Source organism: Microbacterium sp. SS28 (assembly GCF_022761035.1).
Lineage (GTDB): Bacteria > Actinomycetota > Actinomycetes > Actinomycetales > Microbacteriaceae > Microbacterium.
This window is the reverse complement of sequence record NZ_JAKWJP010000004.1, coordinates 537643-561704: the sequence shown is the minus strand read 5'-3', so window position 1 is coordinate 561704 and position 24062 is coordinate 537643. Positions and strand designations below refer to the sequence as shown.

The window sequence follows — 24062 nt, the reverse complement described above, 5'->3', positions numbered from 1 at the left end:
CGTTCAGTCGGCCGCGATGAAGACGCCGACCCGATCGCCGTCGAGCACGAACTTCATCGCCTCGCCTTCGGGGAAGCGCTCGAGGAACTCGTCCGGAAAGTCGGGCGTGACGATGAACTGCAGCGTCGCGCTGAACGGTCCGGCACTGCAGCCCGTGTAGAAGGGGCCGTTGATGTTCTCGGAACCGGACTCGACGTCGGCGGTGCGCGCGAGTGCGAGGCACGTCTCGTCGATGTCGGCGCCCCACCAGCCGCCGGTCGAGGCGATCGGCGTCATGCCGTAGAAGTCGCTGAAGCCGGTCTGCTCGATGGAGTCGTCCGCGATGGCGTCCCAGTGTTGGAAGTCGGGATCGACCAGGATCACCTCGACTCGCTCGGCGCCGGGGCCACCGCCGCCGATCGGGAGAAGCGAGAGAGCCGTCCCGGCGAGATTCCAGCTGGCCGCCACTCCCCCCGCGACGAGCACCGAAGCGACCCAGAGCCACGGCACCCAGCCGCGCCACCGGCTCCGCGGGACGGATGCCTCGTCCGCGGCCGCCTCGGCGACCACCTCCGCGGCCGCGCCGGGCGCGTCATCCGTCGTCTCGCCGTCGGCCTCCTCGTCCGGCTCGCTCCATTGGGCGACCTGGGGCGGAGCATCCGGACCCTCGATCCCGCCCCGCGCGACGCGCGCGTCGTCGGCCGCGATCCGCGCCTGGAGCTCCTCGAGGCGCCGGAGCGCCGCGGGGTCGTCATGGATGTCGCCCGCCGGACCATAGGCCCGTGCCTGCAGCTCGCGCAGCTCTGCGCGTGCCTGGTCGTTCATCGCGGCATCAGGCGTCGAGCGCCTTGATGACTTCGTCGGGCGTCGCCTGCATCGGATGCGGGCCCGCGATGTCGAAGAACACGGTCGTGATCGCCGAGCGGTGCGTGCTGAGGAACGCGCGCAGGGCGCCGGGCGACTGGAGCGCGACGGCGGGCGGCAGGGCGGCGGGTTTGTGCTGCGCGTCGCTGAAGAGCAGGAGTGCGACATCCCCTGTGTTCGGATCGCGGTAGGTCCACACCTCGCCGACGTCGAGGGGATTGTCGCGAGTGCCGGGCTTCATGAGCGGAACGACCGTCGGGCCATGGCGCAGCGCGAAGGCGACAGCAGCGATGTCCTGCGTCTGCAGAGCGTCGCCGAGCGCCGTGTTGCGGAACTCGACGGGTTCCTGCTTCTTCGCGCGCTTCTTGCCGGCCATCCCACCAGCGTAGACGGGCCGCGACTCGACGCCTCGCGATGCCCCTCCCCACTGTTCCCGCCCCCACGACCTCAGCCGAGGAACCCGCGCAGCAGCGCCTCGGACCCGGCGAGGTGTTCGAGCAGCGCCATCTCGGCGGCATCCGCTCTCCCCGACAGGATCGCCGTCACGATGCGCTCGTGCTGCGCGTTGGAGTGCTCGATGTTGCGCGGCAGCAGCGGGAAGGTGTCGAGCCATGCGTTGACGCGGGCGCGGTTCTCGGCGACGAGCGCGACGAGCGACGGGATGCCGGCGACCTCCGCAACCGTCAGGTGAAGCAGGGTGTCGAGCCGGCGGTAGTCCGCTTCGCCCGCGGCGCACGCCTCTTCGTGTCGTGCCCACAGGTCCGCGCGCACCGCGGGCGAGAGCGTGCGCTCGGCGGCGGCGCGGGCAGCGCCCGCCTCGAGCACGCGCCGGAGTCCGAGGACGTCCTCGAGCTCGTCGGGCGAGACGGCCTCGGGGGTGGCGGCGGGCAGCGGATCCGCGACGAACGTGCCGCCGTAGCGCCCGCGTCGTCGAACGAGGAATCCCGTGTCGGCCAGCTCGCGGATCGCTTCCCGCACGGTGTCGCGGCTCACGGCGTAGCGCGCCGCGAGCTCGCGCTCGGCGGGAAGCGACTCCCCCGGCGCGACGACTCCGAGGCGGATCGTCTGCACGAGCCGCGCGACGGTGTCTTCGAGCGCGTTGCCCTCGCGCACGGGCCGGTAGACGGCCTTGCGCACTTCCTTCAGCGGAGAATCGGTCATCGCCGCTCCTCGCGGCTGCCCGTGCGCCTGCAGATCGGGTCGCGCGCGCGCCGAAATGCCGTCCGCGGGCGCTCTCGGCCCCGGTCAGCAGTCATCCGGCCCATGTCCGTGACCCTACAGCGGCGTCACGTAGGCGTTGGTGATGCCGCCGTCCACGACGAAGGCCGTCGCCGTGATGAACGACGCGTCGTCCGATGCGAGGAAGGCGACGGATGCCGCGAGCTCCTCGGGCTCGGCGAAGCGGCCGATCGGCACGTGCACGAGGCGGCGCTGCGCGCGCTCGGGGTCCTTCGCGAAGAGCTCCTGCAGGAGCGGCGTATTGACGGGACCGGGGCACAGGGCGTTGACCCGGATGCCCTGCCGCGCGAACTGCACGCCGAGCTCGCGCGTCATGGCGAGTACGCCGCCCTTCGAGGCGGTGTACGAGATCTGCGACGTCGCCGAGCCGAGCAGCGCGACGAACGACGCCGTGTTGATGATCGAGCCCTTGCCCGCCGGCACCATGTGCCGCAGCGCCGCGCGCGAGCACAGGTAGACGCTCTTGAGGTTGACGTCCTGCACGCGATCCCAGGCAGGCAGCTCGGTCGTCTCGATCGAGTCGTCGTCGGCAGGCGAGATGCCGGCGTTGTTGAAGGCGATGTCGAGGCGCCCGAACTCGGCGGCGACGCCGTCGAAGAGCGCGTCGACGGATGCCTCCTCCGCGACATTCACGTGCCGGAAGGCCCCGCCGACCTCCGCCGCGGCAGCCTCGCCCGTCTTCGCGTCGAGGTCGGCGATGACGACCTTCGCGCCCTCTGCCGCGAACCGGCGCGCGGTCGCGAGCCCGATGCCGGACGCGCCGCCCGTGATGACCGCGACGCGGTCCTTGAGTCGCTGTGTCAGATCCATGCTGCTCCTCTGGTGCTGGTTTCCTGCTCGCGAGCGCTTCGGCGCGGGGACGGATGCCGCGGCGAGCGGCCAAAGCGCGGGGACGTCTGGCTCGTCACGAGGCATCCGTCGCGAAGAAGACGTTCTTGGTCTCGGTGAAGTGCTCCGCCGCGTCGGGGCCGAGCTCGCGGCCGAGACCCGAGGCCTTCATGCCTCCGAACGGCGTCCAGTAGCGCACCGACGAGTGCGAGTTGACCGACAGCACGCCGCTCTTGACGCCCCGCGCGACGCGCACGGCGCGGCCGAGGTTCTCGGTCCAGAGCGACCCGGCGAGGCCGTAGATCGTGTCGTTCGCGAGCCGGATCGCGTCGGCCTCGTCTTCGAAGGGCAGCACCGCGACGACGGGCCCGAAGACCTCCTCCCGCGCGATGCGGTCGCCCGGCGACGCGAGCACGACGGACGGCGCCATCCAGAAGCCGTCGCCCGACGGGGCCGAGCCGCGGAAGGCGACATCCGCTCCCTCGAGGAACGACGCGACGGTGTCGCGGTGCGCCGCCGAGATGAGCGGGCCCATCTCGGTCGACTCGAGCGACGGGTCGCCGACGCGCCACGCGGCGACGGCGGGTTCGAGCAGCTCGAGGAACCGGTCGTACACCGAGCGCTGCACGAGGATGCGGCTGCGTGCGCAGCAGTCCTGTCCCGCATTGTCGAAGACGGCGCCCGGCGCGGCCGCGGCGGCCTTCTCGAGGTCGCCGTCCGCGAAGACGATGTTGGCGCTCTTGCCGCCGAGCTCGAGGGTCACGGGCTTGAGGCCCCGCGCGCACCCGGCGGCGACCTCGACGCCGACATCCGTCGATCCGGTGAAGACGACTTTGCGCACGTCGGGATGCGACACGAACCGCTCTCCGACGACCGAGCCCGAGCCCGTGATGACCGCGAAGAGGCCCCCGGGGAGCCCCGCTTCGAGAGCGAGCTCGCCGAGGCGCACCGCCGTGAGCGGCGTGAGCTCGGCGGGCTTGAGCACGACGGCGTTGCCCGCGGCGAGCGCCGGCGCGAAGCCCCACGACGCGATCGTCATGGGGAAGTTCCACGGCACGATGATCCCGACGACGCCGTACGGCTCGTGGAAGGTCACATCGAGCCCGCCCGCGACGGGGATCTGCTGCCCGTTCAGCCGCTCGGGCGCGCCCGCGTAGAAGTTGAGCACCTGCGCGACGTGCGACGCCTCCCATCGGGCGGACGAGATCGGATGCCCCGAATTGCGCACCTCGAGCTGCGCGAGCTCTTCGACGTGCTCCTCGACGATCCGCGCGAACGAGCGCAGCGCATCGGCCCGGGCCAGCGGCGCGAGCGCGGCCCACGCACGCTGCGCGACGACGGCCGCAGCGATCGCGGCGTCGACCTCCTCGAGGGAGGCGCGCGGGACGTCCTGGAACGCCAGCCCCGTCGCCGGGTCGATGAGCGTGAAAGTCGTGCTCATGCGCTCACTCCCCGAAGGTCGGTCTTCGAGCGGATGTCGGTCCCCGAGCCGGTGGACCGGGGGATCGCAGAGGCGGAGCCGCGCTTCGCAGCGGCGTAGACGGATGCCTCGGCCACGAGCCCCGCGAAGAGCCGCTTGTCCTCCGCGTTCTCCTCGGGGTGCCACTGCACGCCGACGACGTACCCGTCGCCGTCGGATTCGAAGGCCTGAACGAGTCCGTCGTCGGTCGACGCCGTGACGATGAGCCCGTCGCCCAGCCGGTCGACGCCCTGGTGGTGGTAGCTGTGCACGTCGAAGGCGCCGTCCCCGAGCATCCCGGCGAGGCGCGTGTCGGGAGCGACCTCGACCGTGTTCGACGCGAAGACGCCGCCGCCGACGCGATACCGCTCGGTGCCGAGGGCCTCGGGCAGGTGCTGGTGCAGCGTCCCGCCGCGCGCGATGTTGACGAGCTGCAGACCGCGGCAGATCGCGAGCACCGGGATGCGCCGCTCCTCCGCCCCGCGGAACAGCGCGAGCTCCCACGCGTCGCGATCGGCGCGCGCCGGGTCGGTCGACGGATGCCGCTCCTGGCCGTACAGCTCGGGCTGCACGTCGACGCCTCCCGTGAGGATGAGTCCGTCGAGTCCGTCGAGGACCGCCTCGGCCGCGGCATCCGGAGCCGGCTGTGGCGGGAGGAGCACGGCGACGCCGCCCGACGATGTCACCGAGTCGAAGTACTGCTGCGGCAGGAAGGCCGCGCGGACGTCCCACACCCCCTGCTTGGCCTGCTCGAGATACGTCGTGAGCCCGATGACGGGCCGACGGTCAGAGTCTTTCGAAGCCACGCACGCGCTCCCAGTCCGTCACGGCGGCGTCGTAGGCCTCGACCTCGACGCGCGCCTGGTTCAGGTAGTGCTCGACCATCTCGTCGCCGAAGGCGGTGCGTGCGATGGCCGAGTCGGCGAACAGCTGGGCGGCCTCGCGCAGCGTCGTCGGGAGGTGGTCGACTCCGGAAGTGTACGCGTTGCCCGCGAGCGGGTCGGGCAGCGGCAGCTCGTTCTCGATGCCGTGCAGACCGCCCGCGATGATCGCGGCGATCCCGAGGTAGGGGTTCACGTCGCCGCCGGGCACCCGGTTCTCGACGCGCAGCGACGCGCCGTGTCCGATGACGCGCAGCGCGCACGTGCGGTTGTCGACGCCCCACGCGACGCCCGTCGGCGCGAACGACCCCCGCGCGAAACGCTTGTACGAGTTGATCGTCGGCGCGTAGAGCAGCGTGAACTCGCGGAGGGTCGCGAGGATGCCGGCGATCCAGTGCTCCATGAGCGGGCTGAACCCGTGCGAGCCGTCGCCCGCCATGACCGTATCGCCGTCGTCCGAACGCACCGAGAGGTGGATGTGGCAGCTGTTGCCCTCGCGCTCGTTGAACTTCGCCATGAACGTGATGGCCTTTCCGTGCGCGTCGGCGATCGCCTTGGCACCGCTCTTGTAGAGCGTGTGCTGGTCGGCGGTCTCGAGCACTTCGGCGTAGCGGAAGGCGATCTCCTGCTGGCCGAGGTTGCACTCCCCCTTGACGCCCTCGGTGTAGAGACCGGCGCCGTCCATCGAGAGACGGATGTCGCGCAGCAGCGGCTCGAGCCGGCCGGACGCGAGCAGGTCGTAGTCGACGTTGTAGTCGGTCGAGGGCTTCAGGTCGCGATACCCCTTGGCCCAGGCGTCCCGATACGTCTCGTCGAAGACGATGAACTCGAGCTCGGTGCCGGAGTAGGCGACGAGCCCGCGTTCGGCGAGGCGCGCGCGCTGCGCCTTGAGGATCTCGCGGGGCGACTGCACGACGGGGGCGCCGCCCTCCCACGCGAGGTCGGCGAAGACGAGAGCCGAACCAGGGAGCCACGGGATGCGGCGCAGCGTCGCGGGGTCGGAGAGCAGCATCATGTCGCCGTACCCCTTCTCCCAGCTCGACATCGCGTAGCCGTCGACGGTGTTCATGTCGACGTCGACCGACAGCAGGTAGTTGCATGCCTCGGCCCCGTGCGGCAGGACCTCCTCCTGGAAGAGGCGCGCCGAGACGCGCTTGCCGACGAGGCGGCCCTGGGCGTCGGCGAAGGCCACGACGACTGTGTCGATCTCGCCGGCCGCGATCGCGGCATCCAGTTGCGACACACTCAGGTTTCCCGGCATCCGTCACCCTCCATTGGTATGAGCCGCGTCCATTGTGAGGCTGCTTCTCTTGGATCCTGAGCCTATGCCGCGACGAATTCACCTCTAAAGGTAGACACCAACTACCTTTCGCGCCATTCTCTATGCCAGACGCGATCCATCCCGTGAAATCGCGCGCGCTTCCCCCGAGAGCGAGGAGCCCTCCATGTCCGATTCCCGGTCCGTCGGCGGTGTCACCTACACCCAGGCCGGCAGCGAGTACTTCCAGAAACGTCAGCTCACTCGGGCCGCGGGCTTCTGGGGTCTGTGGGGTCTCGGCGTCGCGGCCGTCGTGTCGGGCGACTTCTCAGGCTGGAACTTCGGCCTCGGATCGGCCGGCTGGGGCGGCCTGCTGGTCGCGACGATCATCATCGTCATCATGTACTTCGGGATGCTGTTCTCGATCGGCGAGATGTCGGCAGCCCTTCCGCACACGGGCGGCGCCTACTCGTTCGCGCGATCGGCGATGGGGCCGTGGGGCGGCTTCATCACGGGCTTCGCCGAGACGATCGAGTACGTCTTCACAACGGGTGTCATCGTCCTGTTCTCGGCCGACTACCTCAACGGCATCTTCTCGATCCTGTCCGACGGCGCGTTCGACCTGAAGGCGCTCGGACTGCAGTGGGTCTGGTGGATCGTCCTCTACGCCGTCTTCATCGCACTCAACGCGGCAGGAGCGGCGATCTCGTTCCGGTTCGCGATCGTCGTCTCGATCCTCACGGTCGGCATCCTCGTCCTGTTCGCGATCCTCGCGTTCGCCAACGGCGCCGTCGACTTCGCGCGCGTGTGGGACATCGCGCCCGACGAAACCGTCGCGGGTTCATCGGAGTTCCTGCCGTTCGGATTCATGGGCATCCTGTTCGCGCTCCCCTTCGCGATGTGGTTCTTCCTCGGCATCGAGGAGCTGCCGCTCGCCGCAGAGGAGGCGCACAACCCGCAGAAGGACATCCCGCGTGCGGGCATCTGGGGCCTCGTCACCCTGATCTTCACGGGTGCGCTCGTGCTCTTCCTCAACCCCGCGGTGACGGGCTCGGCCGCGATAGCCGCGAGCGGCGAGCCGCTGCTCGACGGCTTCCGCGCGTTCCTTCCTGCCGAGCTCGCGGCCGTGCTGTCGCTGTTCGCTCTCATCGGTCTGCTCGCGTCGCTGCAGGGCATCATGTTCGCGTACGGACGCAACATGTACTCGCTGTCTCGGGCCGGCTACTACCCGAAGTTCCTCTCACTGACAGGCAAGCGTCAGACCCCGTGGGTCGCGCTGCTCACCGGCGCCGTGGTCGGCTTCGTCGTCCTGCTCGCGGTCGACCTCATCACGCGGGCGAACGAGGAGATCGGCGCCGTCTCGAACGCGATCGTGCTCAACATCGCCGTGTGGGGCGCGGTCATCGCGTATCTTCTGCAGATGGTCTCGTACGTGCTGCTCAAGGTGAAGCTCCCCGACGTCTCGCGGCCGTACAAGAGCCCGGTGGGCATCACGGGAGCGGTCGTCGCCGGCCTCATCGCCCTCGCGACGTTCGTCGGGCAGTTCCTCAACCCGGGATACACGGCGGCGATCATCGCAATCCTCGTGTTCTACGTCATCGGCCTCGTCATCTTCGCGCTCGTCGGACGCCACCGTCTCGTGCTCTCTCCGGAGGAGGAGTACGCGCTCTCGGGAGGTCAGCACCGCGACCCGCAGGCGGAGGGCTACGACGCCATGGAGGGCGAGGTGTTCGGCGGCAAGCAGTAGTTCGACCAGGGGGAACGGGGGCCGGATCGCGGGGGCGATCCGGCCCTTCGCCTTCTGGGCCGGGACGGGGCGCGGCAGGCCCGGCTCGCCGGCTCGCCGGCGCGGCGGCAGGCGGGTAGGCGCAGCCGTCAGTAGAGCAGGATCTGCTTCGACGTGGACGCCGGGATGCCGCCGATCTCGACGGTCACGTGGTACGAGGCCCCTCCACCGGGGGCGACGGGGCGGTTCGCCGTGTCGCACGTCGAGACCGACGAGCGCGTGCGGTCCCACACGACGGGCGTCGCGCTCGAGACGGTCTGACCCGCCGCGATCGTCGCGATCATGTCGCTCGGCTCGGTCTGGCAGTCGGTCGAGCGCCACCACACGTCGCTGCCGCTCGAGACAGTGAACATCTGGGTCGTCGTGCCGACGTTGAGCGTGCAGTCGGCGTCGCCCTGGTTCGTGAGCCGGATCGAGAGCTGGGGGTTCTGCCCGCCGGCGTAGGTGTCGGCGTCCGACAGCGCTTCGACCAGGATGTCTCGCGCGACGCACGGCTTCGCGGTGCCGACGGCGTCGGCGGTCGGCGAAGGGGTCGGCGTCTCGGACACCGTCGGAGCGTCCGAGGGGGTCAGTGTGGGAGTGGATGTCGCGGACGGCGTCGCGGACGGCGAGGCCGACGGCGTCGGGTCTGCGGGCTGGTCCCACGGCCAGGCCATGCCGCGCCAGGGCTGCGCGACGACGAGCCACACGACGGCCGCGACGAGCGCGAGGACCCCGAGCAGCACGACGAGCCGCCGGCGGCGATACACCGCGGCGGAGCGTCGCCGCGTACGCGGCCGAGCTCGGGTCATGCTTCCAGGCTACGTGGGCCGCCGGGCTGTTCCGACCGGGGCGCGCTCGTCAGAGCTGCTTGATCATGCGGGTGTTGCCGAGGGTGTTCGGCTTGACGTGCGCGAGGTCGAGGAACTCCGCGACGCCCTCGTCGGGAGAGCGGATGAGCTGCGAGTAGACGTCGGGATCGACGACCTGCTCGCCGATCGGCGAGAACCCGCGGCGCGTGAAGAAGTCGACCTCGAACGTGAGGCAGAACAGGCGACGGAGGCCGAGCGCCCGCGCGTTCTCCTCGAGCCCCTCGACGATGACGCGCCCGACTCCTCGGTGCAGCCATTCGTCGACGACGATGAGCGTGCGGATCTCGCCGAGGTCCTCCCACATGACGTGCAGGGCGCCGCAGCCGACGAGCCTTCCCGTCTCGTCCTCCACCACGAGGAACTGCTGCACTGACTCGTACAGCACGACGATGTCCTTGCCGAGCAGGATCCGCCGCTGGACGAAGGGGTCGAGCATCTCCCAGATGCCCCGGACGTCGAGGGCCGTCGCGGGCCTGACGACGAATTCACTCACGGGTCAAGCCTAGAGTCGGCGACCCATGTACACGGCGGAGGCGTCCCGCATGAGTTCGACGAAACCGAGGCGGCCGTAGAAACGGATGGCGCCCGCGTTGTCGACGCCGACGCCCAGGTGGATCCCCGGGATCCCCTCTCGGGCGAGATCCGCGAAGAGGTCTCCGATGAGCGTGCTTCCGAGCCCCCGACCCTGCAGCCGCTCGAACAGATCGATGTGCATGTGGGCGGGGAAGCCCGCGACGACGGATTCGGGTGCGATCGCCGGCGTGTGCAAGAGCTCCACGATCTCCTGATCGGCGGGAGACCGAGGGAAGTCGAGCGGATGGTCGACGCGCAGGCCCGGCAGCCAGTGCTGCTCGACCCAGGCCTCGTGCGACCGGGTGTCGCGGGCGCAGAGGAGATAGCCCCCGACGCCCTCGCCGTCGACGACGACGACGGCACGCGCGCCGGGGGCGACGAGGTACGGCCCCACATAGACGTGGCCGAGCAGTTCGGGAGACCGCGGCGAACCGTCGTCGGGCAGTCCCGTCTCGTGGCAGACGCGGTAGGCGGCAGGAAGGTCGTCGAGTCGAGCGGCGCGTGTGAGCACGCCGACACGATAGCCGAACGGGCCGCAGCATCTCCTCTTCCGGGCCACGTGCCGAGAAGTGGTCTAGTCCACCTCGGCGCGCAAGCCGTGCACGCTGGTCTATTTTTCACGGCCCGTCCGTCGACTGATCGCCGCGTATGTCGAGGTGAAGGCGATTCGATGCGGTCCACCGATCGCCGCCCCGTGCTCCGTCAAGTGGTCTAGTCCGGATTTGCAGATCGCCGACGAATGAGTTCTACTCTCCTGGTGCTTTCAACGTCGAAGACACGCACCCGCGATCTGCTCCGCGGGCGTCTGCGTGACCTGATCGCCGAGCTCGGCCCCGGGCGTCGGCTGCCGAGCGAGCGCGACCTCTCCGCAGAGTGGGGCGTCGCGCGCATGACGCTGCGCGCGGCCGTCGACGAGCTCGTGGTCGAGGGGCTCCTCGACCGGCGCCACGGCTCGGGCACCTACATCGTCTTCAGCCCCGTCCTGCGCGTCATCGGCCTCACGTCGTTCACGCACGACATGCGGTCGCGCGGCATCGAGCCGAGCAGCCGCATCCTCGACTTCCGCACGATCACCGCCGACGACGCGCTCGCGACCCGGCTGCGCATCCCGGTCGGGTCGCCCGTCTTCTGGATCTCGCGCCTGCGTCTCGGCAACGACGAGCCCGTCGCGATCGAGAGCGTCAGCATCCCGGTGTCGTACGCCCCGCACCTGACACACGACGACCTGGGGGGTTCTCTCTACGAGGTCCTCGCGGCGCGGCACGGCCTCGTGGCGAGCGCCGCGAGCATGCGCATCGAGCCGATCCTCCCCGATCCCGCGAGCGCCGACCTCCTCGGCATCGGCGCCGAGCAGGCGTGTCTGCGGGTTCGGATGGTCGACACGGATCGGTCCGGACGCGTCGTGATGCTCGCGACGTGCCTCTACCGGGGCGACAAGTACCAGTTCCGCGCCGAGGTCACCGGCGCCGCGGGCGAGGCCGACTCATGACGACGGATGCCGCAATCAGCGTCCTCGCCGTGGACGGCGGCCAGTCGGCGATCCGTGTGCGGGATTCGGCCGGCGGCGGCGGCGTCGTTCCCGGTGTCAGCTGGCACGGCCCGCGCACCCTCCGGGCCACGGCCGCCGCGGTCGCCGATGCGTGGCGGATCGCCGGCTCGCACCCCGTCGACGTCGCCGTGCTCGGCCTCACGACCGTGCCCGACGACGAGGGCTGCGCACACCTCGCGCGACTCGTGGCCGATGAGCTCGGCGCCGGCCGGGTCGTGGTGTGCGACGACGGCATCAGTTCGCACGCCGGCGCCTTCGCCGGCGGGTGGGGCGTCGCGCTCTCGGTCGGCACCGGCGTCGCGTGCGCGACGCGTGGGCCGGCGGACGCCGTTCCCGACCTGCTGGGCGGGCACGGCTACCTCCTGGGGGACGAAGGCGGGGCGTACTGGATCGGGCGGGCGGGCATCGCGGCGGCTCTGCGCGCTGCCGACGGCCGCGGGCCGTCCACGCTGCTCGTGTCGGCCGCCGAGTCCCGCTTCGGCGCCGTGCGCGGCATCCCGATCCGTATCCACTCCTCGGAACGCGCCGTCGACGAGATCGCGCACTTCGCTCCCGAGGTGCTCGCCGCCGCCCGCGCCGGCGATCCCGTGGCGACGACGGTCATCGACGACGCCGTGGACGAGCTCGCCCTCGTCGCACGCGCGGCGCGTCGGCACGCGGGATCACACGCCGCCACGCCGCTCGTCATCCTCGGGCGCCTCGGCGCCGAGCTCGATGACCGGATCGTCGAGCGGCTGGGGGACGACCCCGGCGTGTTCGACGCGAGGGCGCCGCTCGGCGACGCCCTCGACGGCGCGATGCTCCTCGCGCACTCCCCCGCCGACGACGGCATCCATGTCTGGACGAGAGGTTGACCATGTACGACACACAGAGTTCGACCGACCCGGGGCGCTCGTACCTCGCGCGCGTCACGGCGCTCCTCCAGGAGGTGCTCGACACTCAGTGGGATGCCATCGCGCGTGCGGCCGAAGCCGTCGCCGGGGCGCTGCAGAGCGGACGCGAGATCCATGCCTTCGGCTCGGGGCACTCGCACATGCTCGCCGAGGAGCTCTTCTACCGCGCCGGCGGGCTCGTCGACGTGCGGCCGATCCTCTTCGAGGCGCTCATGCTGCACGCGAACGCACCGCTGAGCACGCGCCTCGAGCGCCTCCCGGGCCTCGCGAGCGAGATCCTCGAAGACCACGGGGTGTCGCGCGGCGACGTCCTCCTCGTCTTCTCGAACTCCGGGCGCAATCAGGTGGCGACCGAGCTCGCGACAGAGGCGCGCGACCGAGGCATCACGGTGATTGCGATCACGAGCCTCAGCCACTCGCGAGCCACGAGCGCGCGGGGCGGCTCGCTGCGGCTCTTCGAGATCGCCGACATCGTAATCGACAACCGCGGCGAGCTGGGCGATGCGGCCGTCGAAGTGCCGGGCTTCGACCGCCGCGTCGCTCCCACCTCGACCGCCGTCGGCGCCGCGATCGTCAACGCCATCGTCGCCCAGAGCGTCGGGCTCGTCGTCGCCGCCGGAGTCGAGCCGAGGGTCTTCGCGAGCAGCAACATCGATGCGGGCGACGCGATCAACGACACGCTGCTGGAGCGGCGGCCATGAGCGGCAGCGTCGCCGCTGAGCGACCGCAGGCGCCGGCCTTCGGCGTCCGGGGCGTCGTCGAAGGCTTCTACGGCACCCCCTGGACGCACGCAGACCGACTGGAGATGATCCGCTTCATCGGCGCGCGCGGCATGAACCGCTTCGTGTACTCCCCCAAGGACGATCCCTTCCTCCGCCGCGACTGGGCCCAGCCGTACGGCCCCGAAGCGCTCGCCGATCTCGGCGAGCTCGTCGCTGCGGGCGCGGAGGCCGGCGTCGAGCTCACCTACTGCCTCTCGCCGGGGCTCACGATCCGGTACTCCGACGACGCGGACGCCGAGCGCGTGCTCGACAAGCTCCAGTCCGTCGCGGCACTCGGCATCCGTCATTTCGGCCTGCTCGTCGACGACGTCCCCGGCCGCCTGCAGCACGACGCCGACATCGCGCGCTACACGTCCCTCGCGCAGGGGCAGGCGACGCTCGCGAACCTCGTCTTCCGAGGCCTGCAGGCTCGCGTCCCCGGTGCGACGCTCATCGTGTGCCCCACCGACTACTGGGGCTACGGCGACGAGCCGTACATCGCCGAGCTCGGCCAGACGCTCGACGCCGACATCGCGCTCTTCTGGACGGGGCGCGCGATCTGCTCCGCGACCCTCGACGCCGCGGATGCGGGTGTCTTCACGCACGCGACGGGTCGCCGCCCGACCTACTGGGACAACTACCCGGTCAACGACGTCGCGATGGGCCACGAGCTGCACATCGGCCCGTACCGAGGTCGCGCAGCCGACTTGGCCGGCAATGCCGAGGGGGTCATCGCCAACGCGATGGAGCGCTTCGAGTCGTCGAAGATCGCGATCGCGACGATCGCCGACTACCTCGCCTCGCCCGCGGACTACGACGCCGAGACGAGCTGGGATGCCGCGATCCGCGATGTCGCCGGGCGCGATGCCGACGCCTACCGGGACTTCGCCGACAACTCCCGGTCCTCCTGCCTGAGCCAGCTCGACGCGCCCGAAGCGACGTTCGCGCTCGAGGAGCACACCTTCGGGCTGCTCATCGGCGACGCGGACCGAGCCGTGCGCACACTCGGCCCGCTCGCCGACCGGCTCGCGGCATCCGCCCGCCGGCTGCTCGACGGTCCCGTCGAGAACGAGCGGCTCGTCGCCGAGAGCCTGCCCTGGATCGAAGCCTTCGCCGTCGGCGCCGCCGCGATGCAGGCCATCGCGCGGCTCACCGCCGAGGGCCGGCTCGAGAGCGACGGCGCGAGCGTCCTCTGGCCGTTCCTCGACGATCTCCGCGCCCGGCGCGTCCGCATCTTCGGCGACGTGCTCGACATGACGCTCGATGGCCTGTGCCGCCCCCACCCTCTCCCTCACCCGCACCCGGAGCCCCTCACCGAAGAGCTGCTCCTCACCCAGAAAGAACAGCAGTGAACAGAAGTATTTCCCTCGTCACCGCGATGGCCGCGACCGGCATCGCGGCCCTCGCCCTCAGCGGCTGTGCCGGAAGCGGTTCGGCTGCGGATGATCAGACCCTGCGGATTGCGATGGGTTCGCCCGGTGAGGCGCAGATCCGTGTCTGGGAGTCGGTGGCTGAGCAGTTCGAGGCCGACAACGATGGCTGGAAGGTCGACCTGAACTTCCAGGACGACGACATGTACCAGACCATCGGCCTGCCCAACCTCCTCAACGGCCGCAACGCGCCCGACATCTATTTCGAGTGGGTCGGCAACCGTCTGCTCGAACGCGACGCCGACGGGTTCGTCGCCGACCTGTCCCCGTTCATCGAGGACGGCCCCCTGACCGGCGTCCTCGACGAGGGCCAGTACGCCGCCGCCACGGTCGATGACCGGGTCCTGATGGTGCCGCACATCGCCGACGTCACGAACGTCCTCTGGTACAACACCGAGATCCTCGATGCCGCCGGCATCGAGGCGCCCACGTCGTGGGACGAGCTGCTCGACGCGTGCGACACCCTCGCCGCGGACGGCATCATCCCGATCGCGTCCGGCAACAAAGACCTCTGGGCCGCGGGCAACTGGCTCGCCCACCTGGTCTCCCGCGTGGTCGGTCACGAGGAGTACGACAAGGCGCTCAGCGGCGAAGCCGACTTCAGCGCCCCCGCATGGCAGGACGCGTTCGGCTACGTCGAGGACCTCGCCGAGCACAAGTGCGTCAACGAGTCGGTCAACGCGATCGACGACAACGAGGGCGCGCAGCTGTTCTTCCAGGGCAAGGCCGCGATGCACGCGATCGGCTCCTGGCTGGTGAGCTGGGCGATCGACGAGGCCCCCGACCTCGACTTCGACTTCGTCAACCTGCCCGCCATGCCGGGCGAAGCCGACCCTGACAGCGTCATCGGCGTCGTCACCGGCTACGTCGTCAACGCCAAGAGCGGCCAGGACAAGCAGGAGAAGGCTGCCGAGTTCCTCGCGCTGCTCAGCTCGGCCGAGAACACCGACGCCTTCATCGAGGCCGAAGCCGTCCCCGTCACCGCGACCGCGTCCGAGACGATCGACGAGCGCACCATCCGCCTCAACTCGCTGCTCTCCGAGTCGGCCGTGGTCATCAGCCCGCCCGACACCGGCTACGACCTCGACGTCGCCGACGCGTTCTACCGCAGCCTCGCCGAAGTGCTCGGCGGTCGCACGACCGCGGACGACGCTCTCACCCAGCTGCAGGAGCAGCTCGCCAAGTAAGCCCCGTGCGGGACCGAGGCAGACCCCTCGGTCCCGCACCGGCACGACCGGAGGACGCCATGAGGGCACACCGGCCTCTCGCCCCCTATCTGTTCATCGCACCCGCGCTCGCCGTCTTCGGCTTCGCCGTGCTCATGCCGTTCGTCTTCACCGGCGCCTACAGCCTCACCGACTGGGACGGCTACAGCGACGCCGTCTTCGTCGGCATCGACAACTACGCGCAGGCCCTGGGCGACACCGTCTTCCAGCAGTCGTTCCTCAACGTCGTCGTCTACATCCTCGTCACCCTCGTCGTCGAGGTGCTGCTGGGCCTCGTCCTGGCCGGGATCGCGATCTCCGTCAAACGCGGATCACTGTGGTTCCGGGTCGCGATCTTCACCCCCGTCATGCTCCCCATGGTCGTCGTCGCCGTCCTATGGTCCTTCGTCTACAACCCCGACTTCGGCCTCGTCAACGGCGCCCTGCGCGCCTTCGGCCTCGAAGACTGGACCCGCGTCTGGCTCGGCGACGAACAGACCGCGCTGCTGGCGATCTGCGTCGTCTCCGGCTGGGTCTACGCCGGCTTCTACATGACGATCTTCTACGCCGCGCTCCGCCAAGTCCCCACCGAGGTCGTCGAAGCCGCCCGCCTCGACGGAGCGAAAGAGAGCACCATCTTCTGGCGCGTGCGCGTCCCCATCATCCGCACCTCCATCGAAGTCGCGATCCTGCTCTGCGTCACCGGCGGATTCCAATCCTTCGACCTGTTCTACGTCCTCACCAACGGCGGCCCCTACCACGCGACCGAGATCCCCACCACCTACCTCGTGGAGTCCGTGTTCCACACCGGCCAAGTCGGCTACGGCTCCGCGATGGCCGTCGTCCTCACCGCCGTCGTCGTCACCATCGGCCTCACCGCCACCGCCCTCCGCCGCCGCGGCGACCACGACGAGCGGTCGGCACGCAAGTCCGCACGAAACGCCGCACGGGCCGCCGCACGAAAGACGGCCGCGCAGACCCCGACACCCGCGCCCGCCCCGAGCGCAGCATCCGTCCCCATCGAAAAGGAACTGGTCCGATGACCGCGAGCATCCGCCTCGGCCGAAGCCTCGTCTACCTCGGGCTCGCCGCCCTCGCGCTCGTCTTCTTCATCCCGCTCGTCTGGATGGTGCTCTCCAGCTTCAAAAGCAACGCCGAGATCTTCACCACCCCGTTCTCCCTGCCCACCGGAATCGACTTCACCATCTGGGCGCAAGCATGGGAAGTCGGCAACATCGGCCGCTACGCCCTCAACAGCGCGATCGTCACCTCGGTATCAGTCCTCGCGATCCTGGTGCTCTCCTCCGCCGCCGCCTTCGCATTCAGCCGCTACCGCTTCCGCGGCGCGAAACTGCTGCTCGGCCTACTCTCCCTCGGCCTGATCCTGCCGCTGCAGTCCTACTTCATCGCGCAGAGCACGATCTTCACCAACCTCGGCCTGACCGACACCTACTGGGCACTCATCATCCCCTACACCGCCATGGGACTCCCGCTCGCGACCTACCTCCTCAAAGTGTTCCTCGACGCCATCCCCGAAGAACTCTTCGAAGCCGCCCGCATCGACGGCGCCGGAGACTTCCGCATCTTCCGCATGATCGCCATGCCACTCCTGCGCCCAGGCCTCGCGACCGTCGCCGTCTTCTCCGCCCTCTCCTGCTGGAACGAATTCCTCCTCGCCCTGCTCTACATCCAAGACGACGAACTCAAAACCATCCCCACAGGCCTCCTCGCATTCTCCAGCCGCTACGTCACCGACTACAGCCTGCTCTTCTCCGCACTCTCCATCGTCACCATCCCGATGATCATCATCTACATCGCCTTCAACAAACAGATCACCGAAGGCCTCACCGCCGGCAGCATCAAATAACCCCACAAACAACGAAGAGAGCGGATGCCAACAGCATCCGCTCTCTTCGTTACTACAGACCCACCGGGGCCCGACGCTATGCGCTGGCCACGAGCTCGTGCGTGTCGTGCCCGCGCACTTCGTAAGGGGTGTCCAGCGTGGCCCGCAGCCGTTCACGGCGGGCGGACGCGGAGCCGCGTTGTCCCACCAGCGAGTCCAGGTGCTCGAGGCCCAGAAGCGCGGAGCCGACGATCGGCGCATCGGCGACGATCGAGACGACGGCCCGCGGCGCGACCGCGCGAATGCGTTCGAGCACGGGCTCGATGAGCGCCGGGTGACGGCTCGTGAGCATGCCGCCGCCCAGCACGATGTCGATGGGCGCGTCGAGCGCGTCGATGCGGCGGACTGTCGTGATCGTGAGCAGTGCGATCTCTTCGGCCTGACGCTGCACGACTCCGGCCGCGACGGAGTCGCCCGCGTCGACCGCAGCGAACAGCAATGGCACGAGTTCGTGCATGCGATCACGATCGATGGTGCCGAGGTGCATGCCTGTGGCGACCTCGACGGCGGACGAGCATCCGAAGTGCCGTGCGGCAAGCTCGGTGAGCAGGGTCGCCGGGCCGCGGCCGTCCTCGTCGCGGCTCGCATGCCAGAGCACTTCTTCGCCGATCGCGACCCCGCCGCCCCAATCGCCGGTTGCGCGGCCGAGTGCGGGGTAGCGCACGTGACGCCCGTCGCGCGCGATCCCGACGCAGTTGATGCCGCCCCCACAGACGACCGCAACGCCCGTTGCGGCGTCGGTGCCCGCACGGAGCATGGCGAACGTGTCGTTGTGCACCTCGACCCGGGGTGCCCACCCGTAGGCCGCGATCGCGTCGGCGATCGCCACCTCTTCCTCCGGGAGATCGGCGTTGGCAAGATAGCCGGCGACGACGTCGACCCCGGTGAGGCCGGCGATCGCGAGCACATGCTCCACGGCAGGTGCCACCGTCGCGACGGCGGGGCCCGCGCCGATGAGGTGAGGTGTGAAAGGCCCCGAACGCGCGCGCGCGAGGACCGTGCCATCGAGGGCGACGAGCAGCACGTCGGTCTTGCTGTTGCCGCCGTCGAATGCGAGCAGTCGCGGTTCGTTCACTGCGCCCACGGCAGCCACTCCTTGTTCTCGGCGATGAGCCGGTCGGCGAGCGCCTGCGCGGTCGCGTACTGCCCGACGAGCGGATGCGCGAGGAGCGCCCGCACCACGCGGTCGCGACCGCCGTGCAGGGCGGCTTCCACGCCGAGCTGCTCGTAGCGCGAGACATGCGCGACAAGCCCCGAGACGAGTGGGGGTGGCGCGGGCACCGGATGCGGGAGGATGCCGTCCGGTCCGACCTTCGCACGCACCTCGATGACCGCCTCGTCGTCGAGGAACGGCAGGATGCCGCGGTTGCGCACGTTCACGATGTGATCGCGTGCTGCGCCCGTGCCGAGCAGGCTCGCGAGCAGGCCGACCGCGGCATCCGAGTAGTACGCACCGCCACGGCCGCGCAGCTGCGGGGGCGTGTGGTCGAGTGCCGGATCGGCGTACAGCTCGAGCAATTCTGCCTCCAGCGCCGCGACCTGCGCGGCGCGCGAGGGCCGGTCGGCTGCGAGCGACACGAGCTCGTCGTGCTGGAAGTAGTAACGCAGATAGTACGAGGGGATGACGCGCTCGGAGCGCAGCAGGGGGAGCGGCAGCTCGATCTCATCGACGAGCGCATCGCCGTGCGCGTCGATGAGACGATCAAGCACCTCGGTGGCTGTCCCGTCGTCATGCCGGATGCGCGCGCCCAGCTCCCAGCTGAGGTGGTTGAGCCCTGCGTGGTCGAGCTCGACTCGTTCCGGCTCGACGCCGAGCACCGAAGCGAAGAGCCGCTCGAAGCCGATCGCGACGTTGCACAGGCCGACCGCGCGATGCCCGTCGTCGAGCAGCGCACGAGTGACCATCCCGACGGGATTGGTGAAGTCGACGATCCACGCGTCGGGGTTGACGGCCCGCACCCGACGGGCGATGTCGAGCACGACGGGGATCGTGCGGAGTGCCTTGGCCAGTCCGCCGGCCCCCGTCGTCTCCTGCCCGATGCAGCCGCACTCAAGCGGCCAGCTCTCGTCGCGACCGCGCGCGGCCTGCCCGCCGACGCGCAGCTGCACGAGCACTGCGTCCGCGCCCTCCGCGGCCGCGGAGATGTCGGCAGTCGTGGTGACGCGGCAGGTGCTGCCGGCAGCCGCGAGTATGCGCGATGTGAGCCCCGCGACGATTTCAATGCGTGCGGGGTCGGGGTCGACCAGCACGAGCTCCTCGACGGGGAGGGTCTTGCCGAGGCGAGCGATACCGTCCGCGAGCTCGGGCGTGTAGGTCGAGCCGCCGCCCACCACCGCCAGCCGAATGCGCCGCCCGCTCATGTCGTGAACACCCGGTCGCGCGCGATCTCGAGGCTCATGAGCATCGCGCCGTCGAGGATCGGAGTGTCGGTCGCCACGGTGACGGCGAGCGGGGGCGCCGCGGGCATGATCGCGGCGAGCTGGCGGGCGATCTCGGCGCTCAGCCGTTCGCCGCCGAGCCGCGCGAGCTTGCCGGCGATCACAACACGCGCCGGGTCGAGCAGGGCGATGACCGATGCGATGGCGCACGCGTAGCGGTTGCAGAGCTCGGCGACGGCAGGCGCTGCGGTGGGATCACCGAGCAGTGCACTCAGCGCCTCGGCTGCGGTCGCTGCCTCGTGCCCCGCTCCGGCGGCGAGACCGCGCAGTGCGTGCTCGCCGACGAGGCGCTCGAGCGCTCCGTCCCTGCGGCTCTCCGCATCGAACACGGCACCGGGAATGAGCATGAATGCCGCCTCGCCGGCCGCGCCGCGACTGCCGCGATGCAGCGCCCCGTCGATCATGATCGCTCCGCCGACGCCCTCATCCAGCCAGAAGAGGAAGAAGCTGTCGGATTCACCGCGGGCGGCATCCCGCTCGGCGATCGCGGCGAGATTCACGTCGTTCTCGATGGCGACCGACGCATTGGTGAAGAGCATCCGCAGCTCGGCGCCGACGGCGGCGTGCTGCCAGCCGGGCAGGTGGTCGACGTAGCTGAGCGTGTCGGCCGCGCTGTCGTAGGAGCCGGGCACGCTGACGACGATCGCGTCGAGCTGGGCTGGCGAGAGTCCTGCAGTTTCGCAGCAGGACCGGATGATGGCGGCGGCGCGGTCAGGGCCGTTTGCGGCCTGATCGTTCTGGTCTACGCGCTCCGCGACAATGGCCCCCGCGATGTTCGAGATGCGCACCCACACGCTCCCGGGGCGAACGTCGACGGCGGCGGCGTACCCGGCGGCCGGATTGATGCGGTAGAGCTGCGGTGCACGGCCTCCGGGACCGGTGTCGCCCAACCCGCTCGGGCGCACGAGGCCGCTCTCTTCGAGCCGCTGGAGCAGCAATGAGGCGGTGGGCTTCGAGACGCCTGTAAGCGTGCGCACGTCACTGCGGGTCAACGTGTCGTGCTCGATCAGAAGGTCGAGCACGACGCGGTTGTTCATAGAGCGCAGCAGGCCTGGCTGTGCAGGCGCTGGGCCGCGGCTGTCGCCTGGCAACGATGTGTGCACAGCGATCCTCCGGGGAAGTTAGGAAACTTTACTATCTAAACATTAGTCACCGGAGACCAAGGTGTCAACGCCAGCCCCCACTGACTTCGCGCGGCGTGTGACGGCCGGAGTTCAGATAGCCGTTGCACGCGGAATCGCGTCGGATGGAGGGCATGAACGGAGCGAAAGGTCCCCCCATCCTCGGGGGGCTGATGCGGAGGTTCCGACGGGAGTTCTCCCGGGACCTGCCGTCCATCGCTGCCGGCGCCGACGCTCTTCACCTGCCGCGGTCTCCGCACGGCAGGCGCTGCGGCGTCGTCGGCCACGGCTGGGGTCGCACGCGATCTGCTCGGGCACAGGAGCAACGATATCGCCGGCGGGCCGAAGCCTCCCGGACGCAGCAGTGCCGGCATTCCACCGGCCGACTTCGAGCACATTCGTGCTCTCCCTATACAACGAGAAGACCACCACACGACGCTGTCACGCGCCCGTGTGGTGGCCTTCTCATGCGACTCGCGTCGCGCTACTCCGTGATGATGCCGTGGTAACGGCCCATCCAGTAGGGCAGCGTGAACGTGAACCCGACGACGAAGCTCCCACTGGTGTAGTCGTAATTGGGATACACCCCCGTGGCCTGGTGCTCGGCTTCGAAGGGATTGCCGTTGTTCTTCATCGCACGTCGCTCGTCAGGCGGCAGCACGTAGTTCGTCTGCTTGTAATCGTCGCGATCGCCCGGCTCGATGTAGAGGACATCCTGGCGGTTCGTCTGCACCGGGAATTCGACCTGATATTCGTACTGCCGAGACAGGTATCGAACCGCCGACTCGAGATCGATGTCCTTGCTCTCCGGGTGTGCCAGCTGGTACAGGAACGTGTAGTAAGGGTTCTCCTCACGCACCTCATTCGCATACCACTGGTCGAATGCCGCGACGATCTGCGGACGCTTGGCCGGATCGTTCTCCTGCAGAATGAGCGGGTACAGCGCGAACCAAGCCAACTCCTCGTCGGAGTAGTTGATGTACTGCGTCCAATCATTGTGCACAGTGGCGTTGATGTTGGAACGATCCTCGATGTCGTCGCCGGCCTCGGCATAGGCGGCTTCGTAGTTGTCCCGGGTCACCAATTCATTGTTGTTGATCCCGTATGCATTCGTCGCCTGCCTGACGAGACGGCGGTCGATGTATTCGTTCGCCATGCCGACATAGCCCTTGCCATTGATGTACGGCTCTTCCTTGCTGTACCCGGAAGCGTCGAACAGCACGTCATAGGCGTCCTTGTACTCCTGCTTGCCGATGATGTTGCTGGCCGTCTTGAGGATGGACATCACCTCCAGCGCATTCAGCGGCGCATCTTCATAGCCGTAGGAAAGCGAATCTTCACCGTCCGCGTCGACGCCGACGTGGGAGGCCCATTCCGGACGCTGCTCCATCGCACCGGTCGTGTCGTTGAAGTACTTGGCGAACCACTTGGACCACAGCGTCGATTTGCCTGTCGCATCCTCGATGTAGAAGTGGTCGTCTTTCAGAATCAGATCGGTCATGCGCTCGGTTGTCTGCTCGAGGATGCCCTTGAGCGCGAGCATTTCCGGATCGTGGCTATCGCCCACCAGCAGCTCGTGGGCTGCAAAGAACAGAGAATAGTGTCCGATGACTTCATCCGACGACGTGTCTGCCTTGTACACGATCTGGCTCATGTCGATGCTGCCGTCCTTGATCGCCGACTCAGGGAACAAGTCGTTGAAGAACGTCGGGATCTGCTCGTAGACCGGCACTGTGAGCTGGAACAGGGCCGGATTCGCGGCGCTCGTCCCGGTGTCAGCACTCGGCTTCGCCTTGGTATTGGTGGCCGAGGTGATGACGGGAAGAACCTGCTGCGCCGAATCCCCCACCTTCACATAGATGTCAGTGCCCAGTTGCGCACCGGTCGGTCGTGAAGCGTTCAGCGTCGTGACCGCGTCCGCCGTCATCGTGAGTCCGTTGTAGTTCATCTCGCCGTCTCCGCCTGAGGGGAACAGCTTGCTGCCGATCTTGGTCATCGCATCTTTGGTCACACGTGCGATCGAGTAGCCGATCGGCTCGATGGGCTGGCCGTCCTCATCGAAGCGTTCCATGCTCGGGATGATGCCATTCGGATTCGGCGAGCCGTCCATCACCGGATGGAACCAGAATCCGTTCTGGCTCTGGAAGCCGAAGTCCGTGCCGTCCGATGTCTGTGCGCCTGCTTCGCTCGTCAACATGTACGAGCGTGCCGGAAAGCCGTTGCCGCGGCCGGACACGTAGTCGAGCAGCAGCACCGCTTTCGTGGCGCGCAGTGCGGCGTTCTTCGCTTCAGTGACTTCCGCTTGCGAGCCGCCCTGCTCGAGCAGCGTCCGGTAGCGGTAGATCTCGCCGATGGCGTACATCGCCGTCCACAGGCCGTCGTTGTCGCTCGTCTCTGCACGTGACGTGAATGTGCCGTCGCCGTAGTTGATGCCGCGAGATGCGTCGGCGGGGGTGAAGGCGAACCCCGCATCCGAGGTCATCCCTCGGCGATCATGGACCGACTGAATGACATCTTCATAAGCGGTGGCCTTCTCCTGCAGCGTCTTGAACGGCATCGCAATGTGCGTGATACCGCGCGCGTTTTGGACCCAGACACCGCCCTGTCCGTCGCTGGCCAGCCCAGTCACATGATCGTCACCGTCGAACAGGTAGCGTGGTCCGGCGAAATACTGCACGATGTCACGCTCATCTTCTTCTTCGAAGTTGACGCGCTGAAGTCCGTTCTGAGTTCCGATCCAGTAGACGCCCTCTGCGTCCTTCACCACGCTCGTGACATCGTCGGTCACTGCGACCGGCAAGAATGTCGGCGCCTTCTTGTCGGTCACCCACTGGATCGCCGGCGTTGTCGTCCCGGGCTTGTAGTAGGTGACCTCTTTCGTTCGAACGGGTTCCAGCTTGACTGCCGAGAACGAGGCGGCGTGGGGCTTGGCCGCGAGTGCCGGCGCAGCCGGCAGCGAGACCAGCAGAGCGGCGGCTGCAGCGCAGCCGATCACTCTCTTGAGGTTCTTGTTCATGCTTGACATTGAGTGGCTACTTTT

The 24062-nt window shown here is 68.9% G+C and carries 22 protein-coding genes; 8 read left to right on the top strand and 14 right to left on the bottom strand.

The features are described 5' to 3' along the window. Positions 1–3 precede the first annotated feature (3 nt). From MJ607_RS14105 to MJ607_RS14075, 7 genes are all read right to left on the bottom strand, one after another. Entirely contained in the window at positions 4–804 is an 801-nt protein-coding gene (locus MJ607_RS14105; RefSeq protein WP_243076229.1) for a hypothetical protein, read from the bottom strand. A gap of 7 nt (positions 805–811) precedes the next feature. Beyond that, complete coding sequence (locus tag MJ607_RS14100) at positions 812–1219, bottom strand: dehydrogenase (RefSeq protein WP_243076228.1); 408 nt, start codon at positions 1217–1219, stop codon at positions 812–814. 71 nt (positions 1220–1290) lie between these two features. After that, complete coding sequence (locus tag MJ607_RS14095) at positions 1291–2004, bottom strand: FadR/GntR family transcriptional regulator (protein ID WP_243076227.1); 714 nt, start codon at positions 2002–2004, stop codon at positions 1291–1293. Between the two features lie 114 nt (positions 2005–2118). After that, on the bottom strand, positions 2119–2892 hold the full coding sequence (locus MJ607_RS14090; RefSeq protein ID WP_243076226.1) for a 3-oxoacyl-ACP reductase: 774 nt from the start codon (positions 2890–2892) through the stop codon (positions 2119–2121). Between the two features lie 94 nt (positions 2893–2986). Beyond that, positions 2987–4351, bottom strand: coding sequence for an aldehyde dehydrogenase (locus MJ607_RS14085; RefSeq protein WP_243076225.1), 1365 nt, complete (start codon positions 4349–4351; stop codon positions 2987–2989). Next, positions 4348–5175, bottom strand: a complete 828-nt coding sequence (locus tag MJ607_RS14080; protein WP_243076224.1) for a gamma-glutamyl-gamma-aminobutyrate hydrolase family protein — start codon at positions 5173–5175, stop codon at positions 4348–4350. The genes MJ607_RS14085 and MJ607_RS14080 overlap by 4 nt, the downstream gene beginning before the upstream one ends. Next, complete coding sequence (locus tag MJ607_RS14075) at positions 5156–6511, bottom strand: glutamine synthetase family protein (RefSeq protein ID WP_243076223.1); 1356 nt, start codon at positions 6509–6511, stop codon at positions 5156–5158. The genes MJ607_RS14080 and MJ607_RS14075 overlap by 20 nt, the downstream gene beginning before the upstream one ends. 184 nt (positions 6512–6695) lie before the next feature. Here MJ607_RS14075 and MJ607_RS14070 point away from each other — a divergent pair, with 184 nt between their 5' ends. Beyond that, a complete protein-coding gene (locus MJ607_RS14070) occupies positions 6696–8255 on the top strand; it encodes an amino acid permease (protein WP_243076222.1) in 1560 nt (519 codons plus the stop codon). 128 nt (positions 8256–8383) lie between these two features. Here MJ607_RS14070 and MJ607_RS14065 read toward each other — a convergent pair whose 3' ends face one another. From MJ607_RS14065 to MJ607_RS20240, 3 genes are read right to left on the bottom strand one after another with little or no spacing between them, the layout of a single operon-like run. Beyond that, positions 8384–9085: a hypothetical protein gene (locus MJ607_RS14065; RefSeq protein WP_243076221.1), complete on the bottom strand. Its 702-nt coding sequence runs from the start codon at positions 9083–9085 to the stop codon at positions 8384–8386. A gap of 49 nt (positions 9086–9134) precedes the next feature. Further along, complete coding sequence (locus tag MJ607_RS14060; RefSeq protein ID WP_243076220.1) at positions 9135–9638, bottom strand: amino-acid N-acetyltransferase; 504 nt, start codon at positions 9636–9638, stop codon at positions 9135–9137. 9 nt (positions 9639–9647) lie between these two features. Continuing rightward, positions 9648–10229, bottom strand: coding sequence for a GNAT family N-acetyltransferase (locus MJ607_RS20240; protein WP_243076219.1), 582 nt, complete (start codon positions 10227–10229; stop codon positions 9648–9650). Positions 10230–10475: 246 nt separating this feature from the next. On the opposite strand from MJ607_RS20240, the gene MJ607_RS14050 reads away from it, so the two are divergent. The 7 genes from MJ607_RS14050 to MJ607_RS14020 are packed head-to-tail and all read left to right on the top strand — an operon-like array spanning position 10476 to position 17423. Then, a complete protein-coding gene (locus MJ607_RS14050; RefSeq protein WP_243076218.1) occupies positions 10476–11207 on the top strand; it encodes a GntR family transcriptional regulator in 732 nt (243 codons plus the stop codon). Then, complete coding sequence (locus tag MJ607_RS14045) at positions 11204–12121, top strand: BadF/BadG/BcrA/BcrD ATPase family protein (RefSeq protein ID WP_243076217.1); 918 nt, start codon at positions 11204–11206, stop codon at positions 12119–12121. The genes MJ607_RS14050 and MJ607_RS14045 overlap by 4 nt, the downstream gene beginning before the upstream one ends. A 2-nt stretch (positions 12122–12123) precedes the next feature. Next, positions 12124–12861, top strand: coding sequence for an SIS domain-containing protein (locus MJ607_RS14040; protein WP_243076216.1), 738 nt, complete (start codon positions 12124–12126; stop codon positions 12859–12861). Then, a complete protein-coding gene (locus tag MJ607_RS14035; protein WP_243076215.1) occupies positions 12858–14273 on the top strand; it encodes a protein O-GlcNAcase in 1416 nt (471 codons plus the stop codon). The genes MJ607_RS14040 and MJ607_RS14035 overlap by 4 nt, the downstream gene beginning before the upstream one ends. Next, positions 14270–15538: an ABC transporter substrate-binding protein gene (locus MJ607_RS14030; RefSeq protein ID WP_243076214.1), complete on the top strand. Its 1269-nt coding sequence runs from the start codon at positions 14270–14272 to the stop codon at positions 15536–15538. The genes MJ607_RS14035 and MJ607_RS14030 overlap by 4 nt, the downstream gene beginning before the upstream one ends. 59 nt (positions 15539–15597) lie before the next feature. Further along, positions 15598–16599, top strand: a complete 1002-nt coding sequence (locus MJ607_RS14025; protein WP_243076207.1) for a carbohydrate ABC transporter permease — start codon at positions 15598–15600, stop codon at positions 16597–16599. Further along, positions 16596–17423, top strand: coding sequence for a carbohydrate ABC transporter permease (locus tag MJ607_RS14020; RefSeq protein ID WP_243076206.1), 828 nt, complete (start codon positions 16596–16598; stop codon positions 17421–17423). Before MJ607_RS14025 ends, MJ607_RS14020 begins: the two co-directional genes overlap by 4 nt. Before the next feature lie 76 nt (positions 17424–17499). Here MJ607_RS14020 and MJ607_RS14015 read toward each other — a convergent pair whose 3' ends face one another. The 4 genes from MJ607_RS14015 to MJ607_RS14000 form a co-directional block, all read right to left on the bottom strand. After that, positions 17500–18546, bottom strand: coding sequence for a BadF/BadG/BcrA/BcrD ATPase family protein (locus tag MJ607_RS14015; RefSeq protein ID WP_243076213.1), 1047 nt, complete (start codon positions 18544–18546; stop codon positions 17500–17502). Beyond that, a complete protein-coding gene (locus MJ607_RS14010) occupies positions 18534–19823 on the bottom strand; it encodes a 6-phospho-beta-glucosidase (RefSeq protein WP_243076212.1) in 1290 nt (429 codons plus the stop codon). The genes MJ607_RS14015 and MJ607_RS14010 overlap by 13 nt, the downstream gene beginning before the upstream one ends. Continuing rightward, the gene (locus tag MJ607_RS14005; protein ID WP_243076211.1) at positions 19820–20938 is read right to left on the bottom strand and encodes an ROK family transcriptional regulator; all 1119 of its coding nucleotides are present in this window, start codon (positions 20936–20938) and stop codon (positions 19820–19822) included. Before MJ607_RS14005 ends, MJ607_RS14010 begins: the two co-directional genes overlap by 4 nt. 568 nt (positions 20939–21506) lie before the next feature. After that, on the bottom strand, positions 21507–24038 hold the full coding sequence (locus MJ607_RS14000; protein WP_243076210.1) for a hypothetical protein: 2532 nt from the start codon (positions 24036–24038) through the stop codon (positions 21507–21509). Positions 24039–24062: the final 24 nt, after the last annotated feature.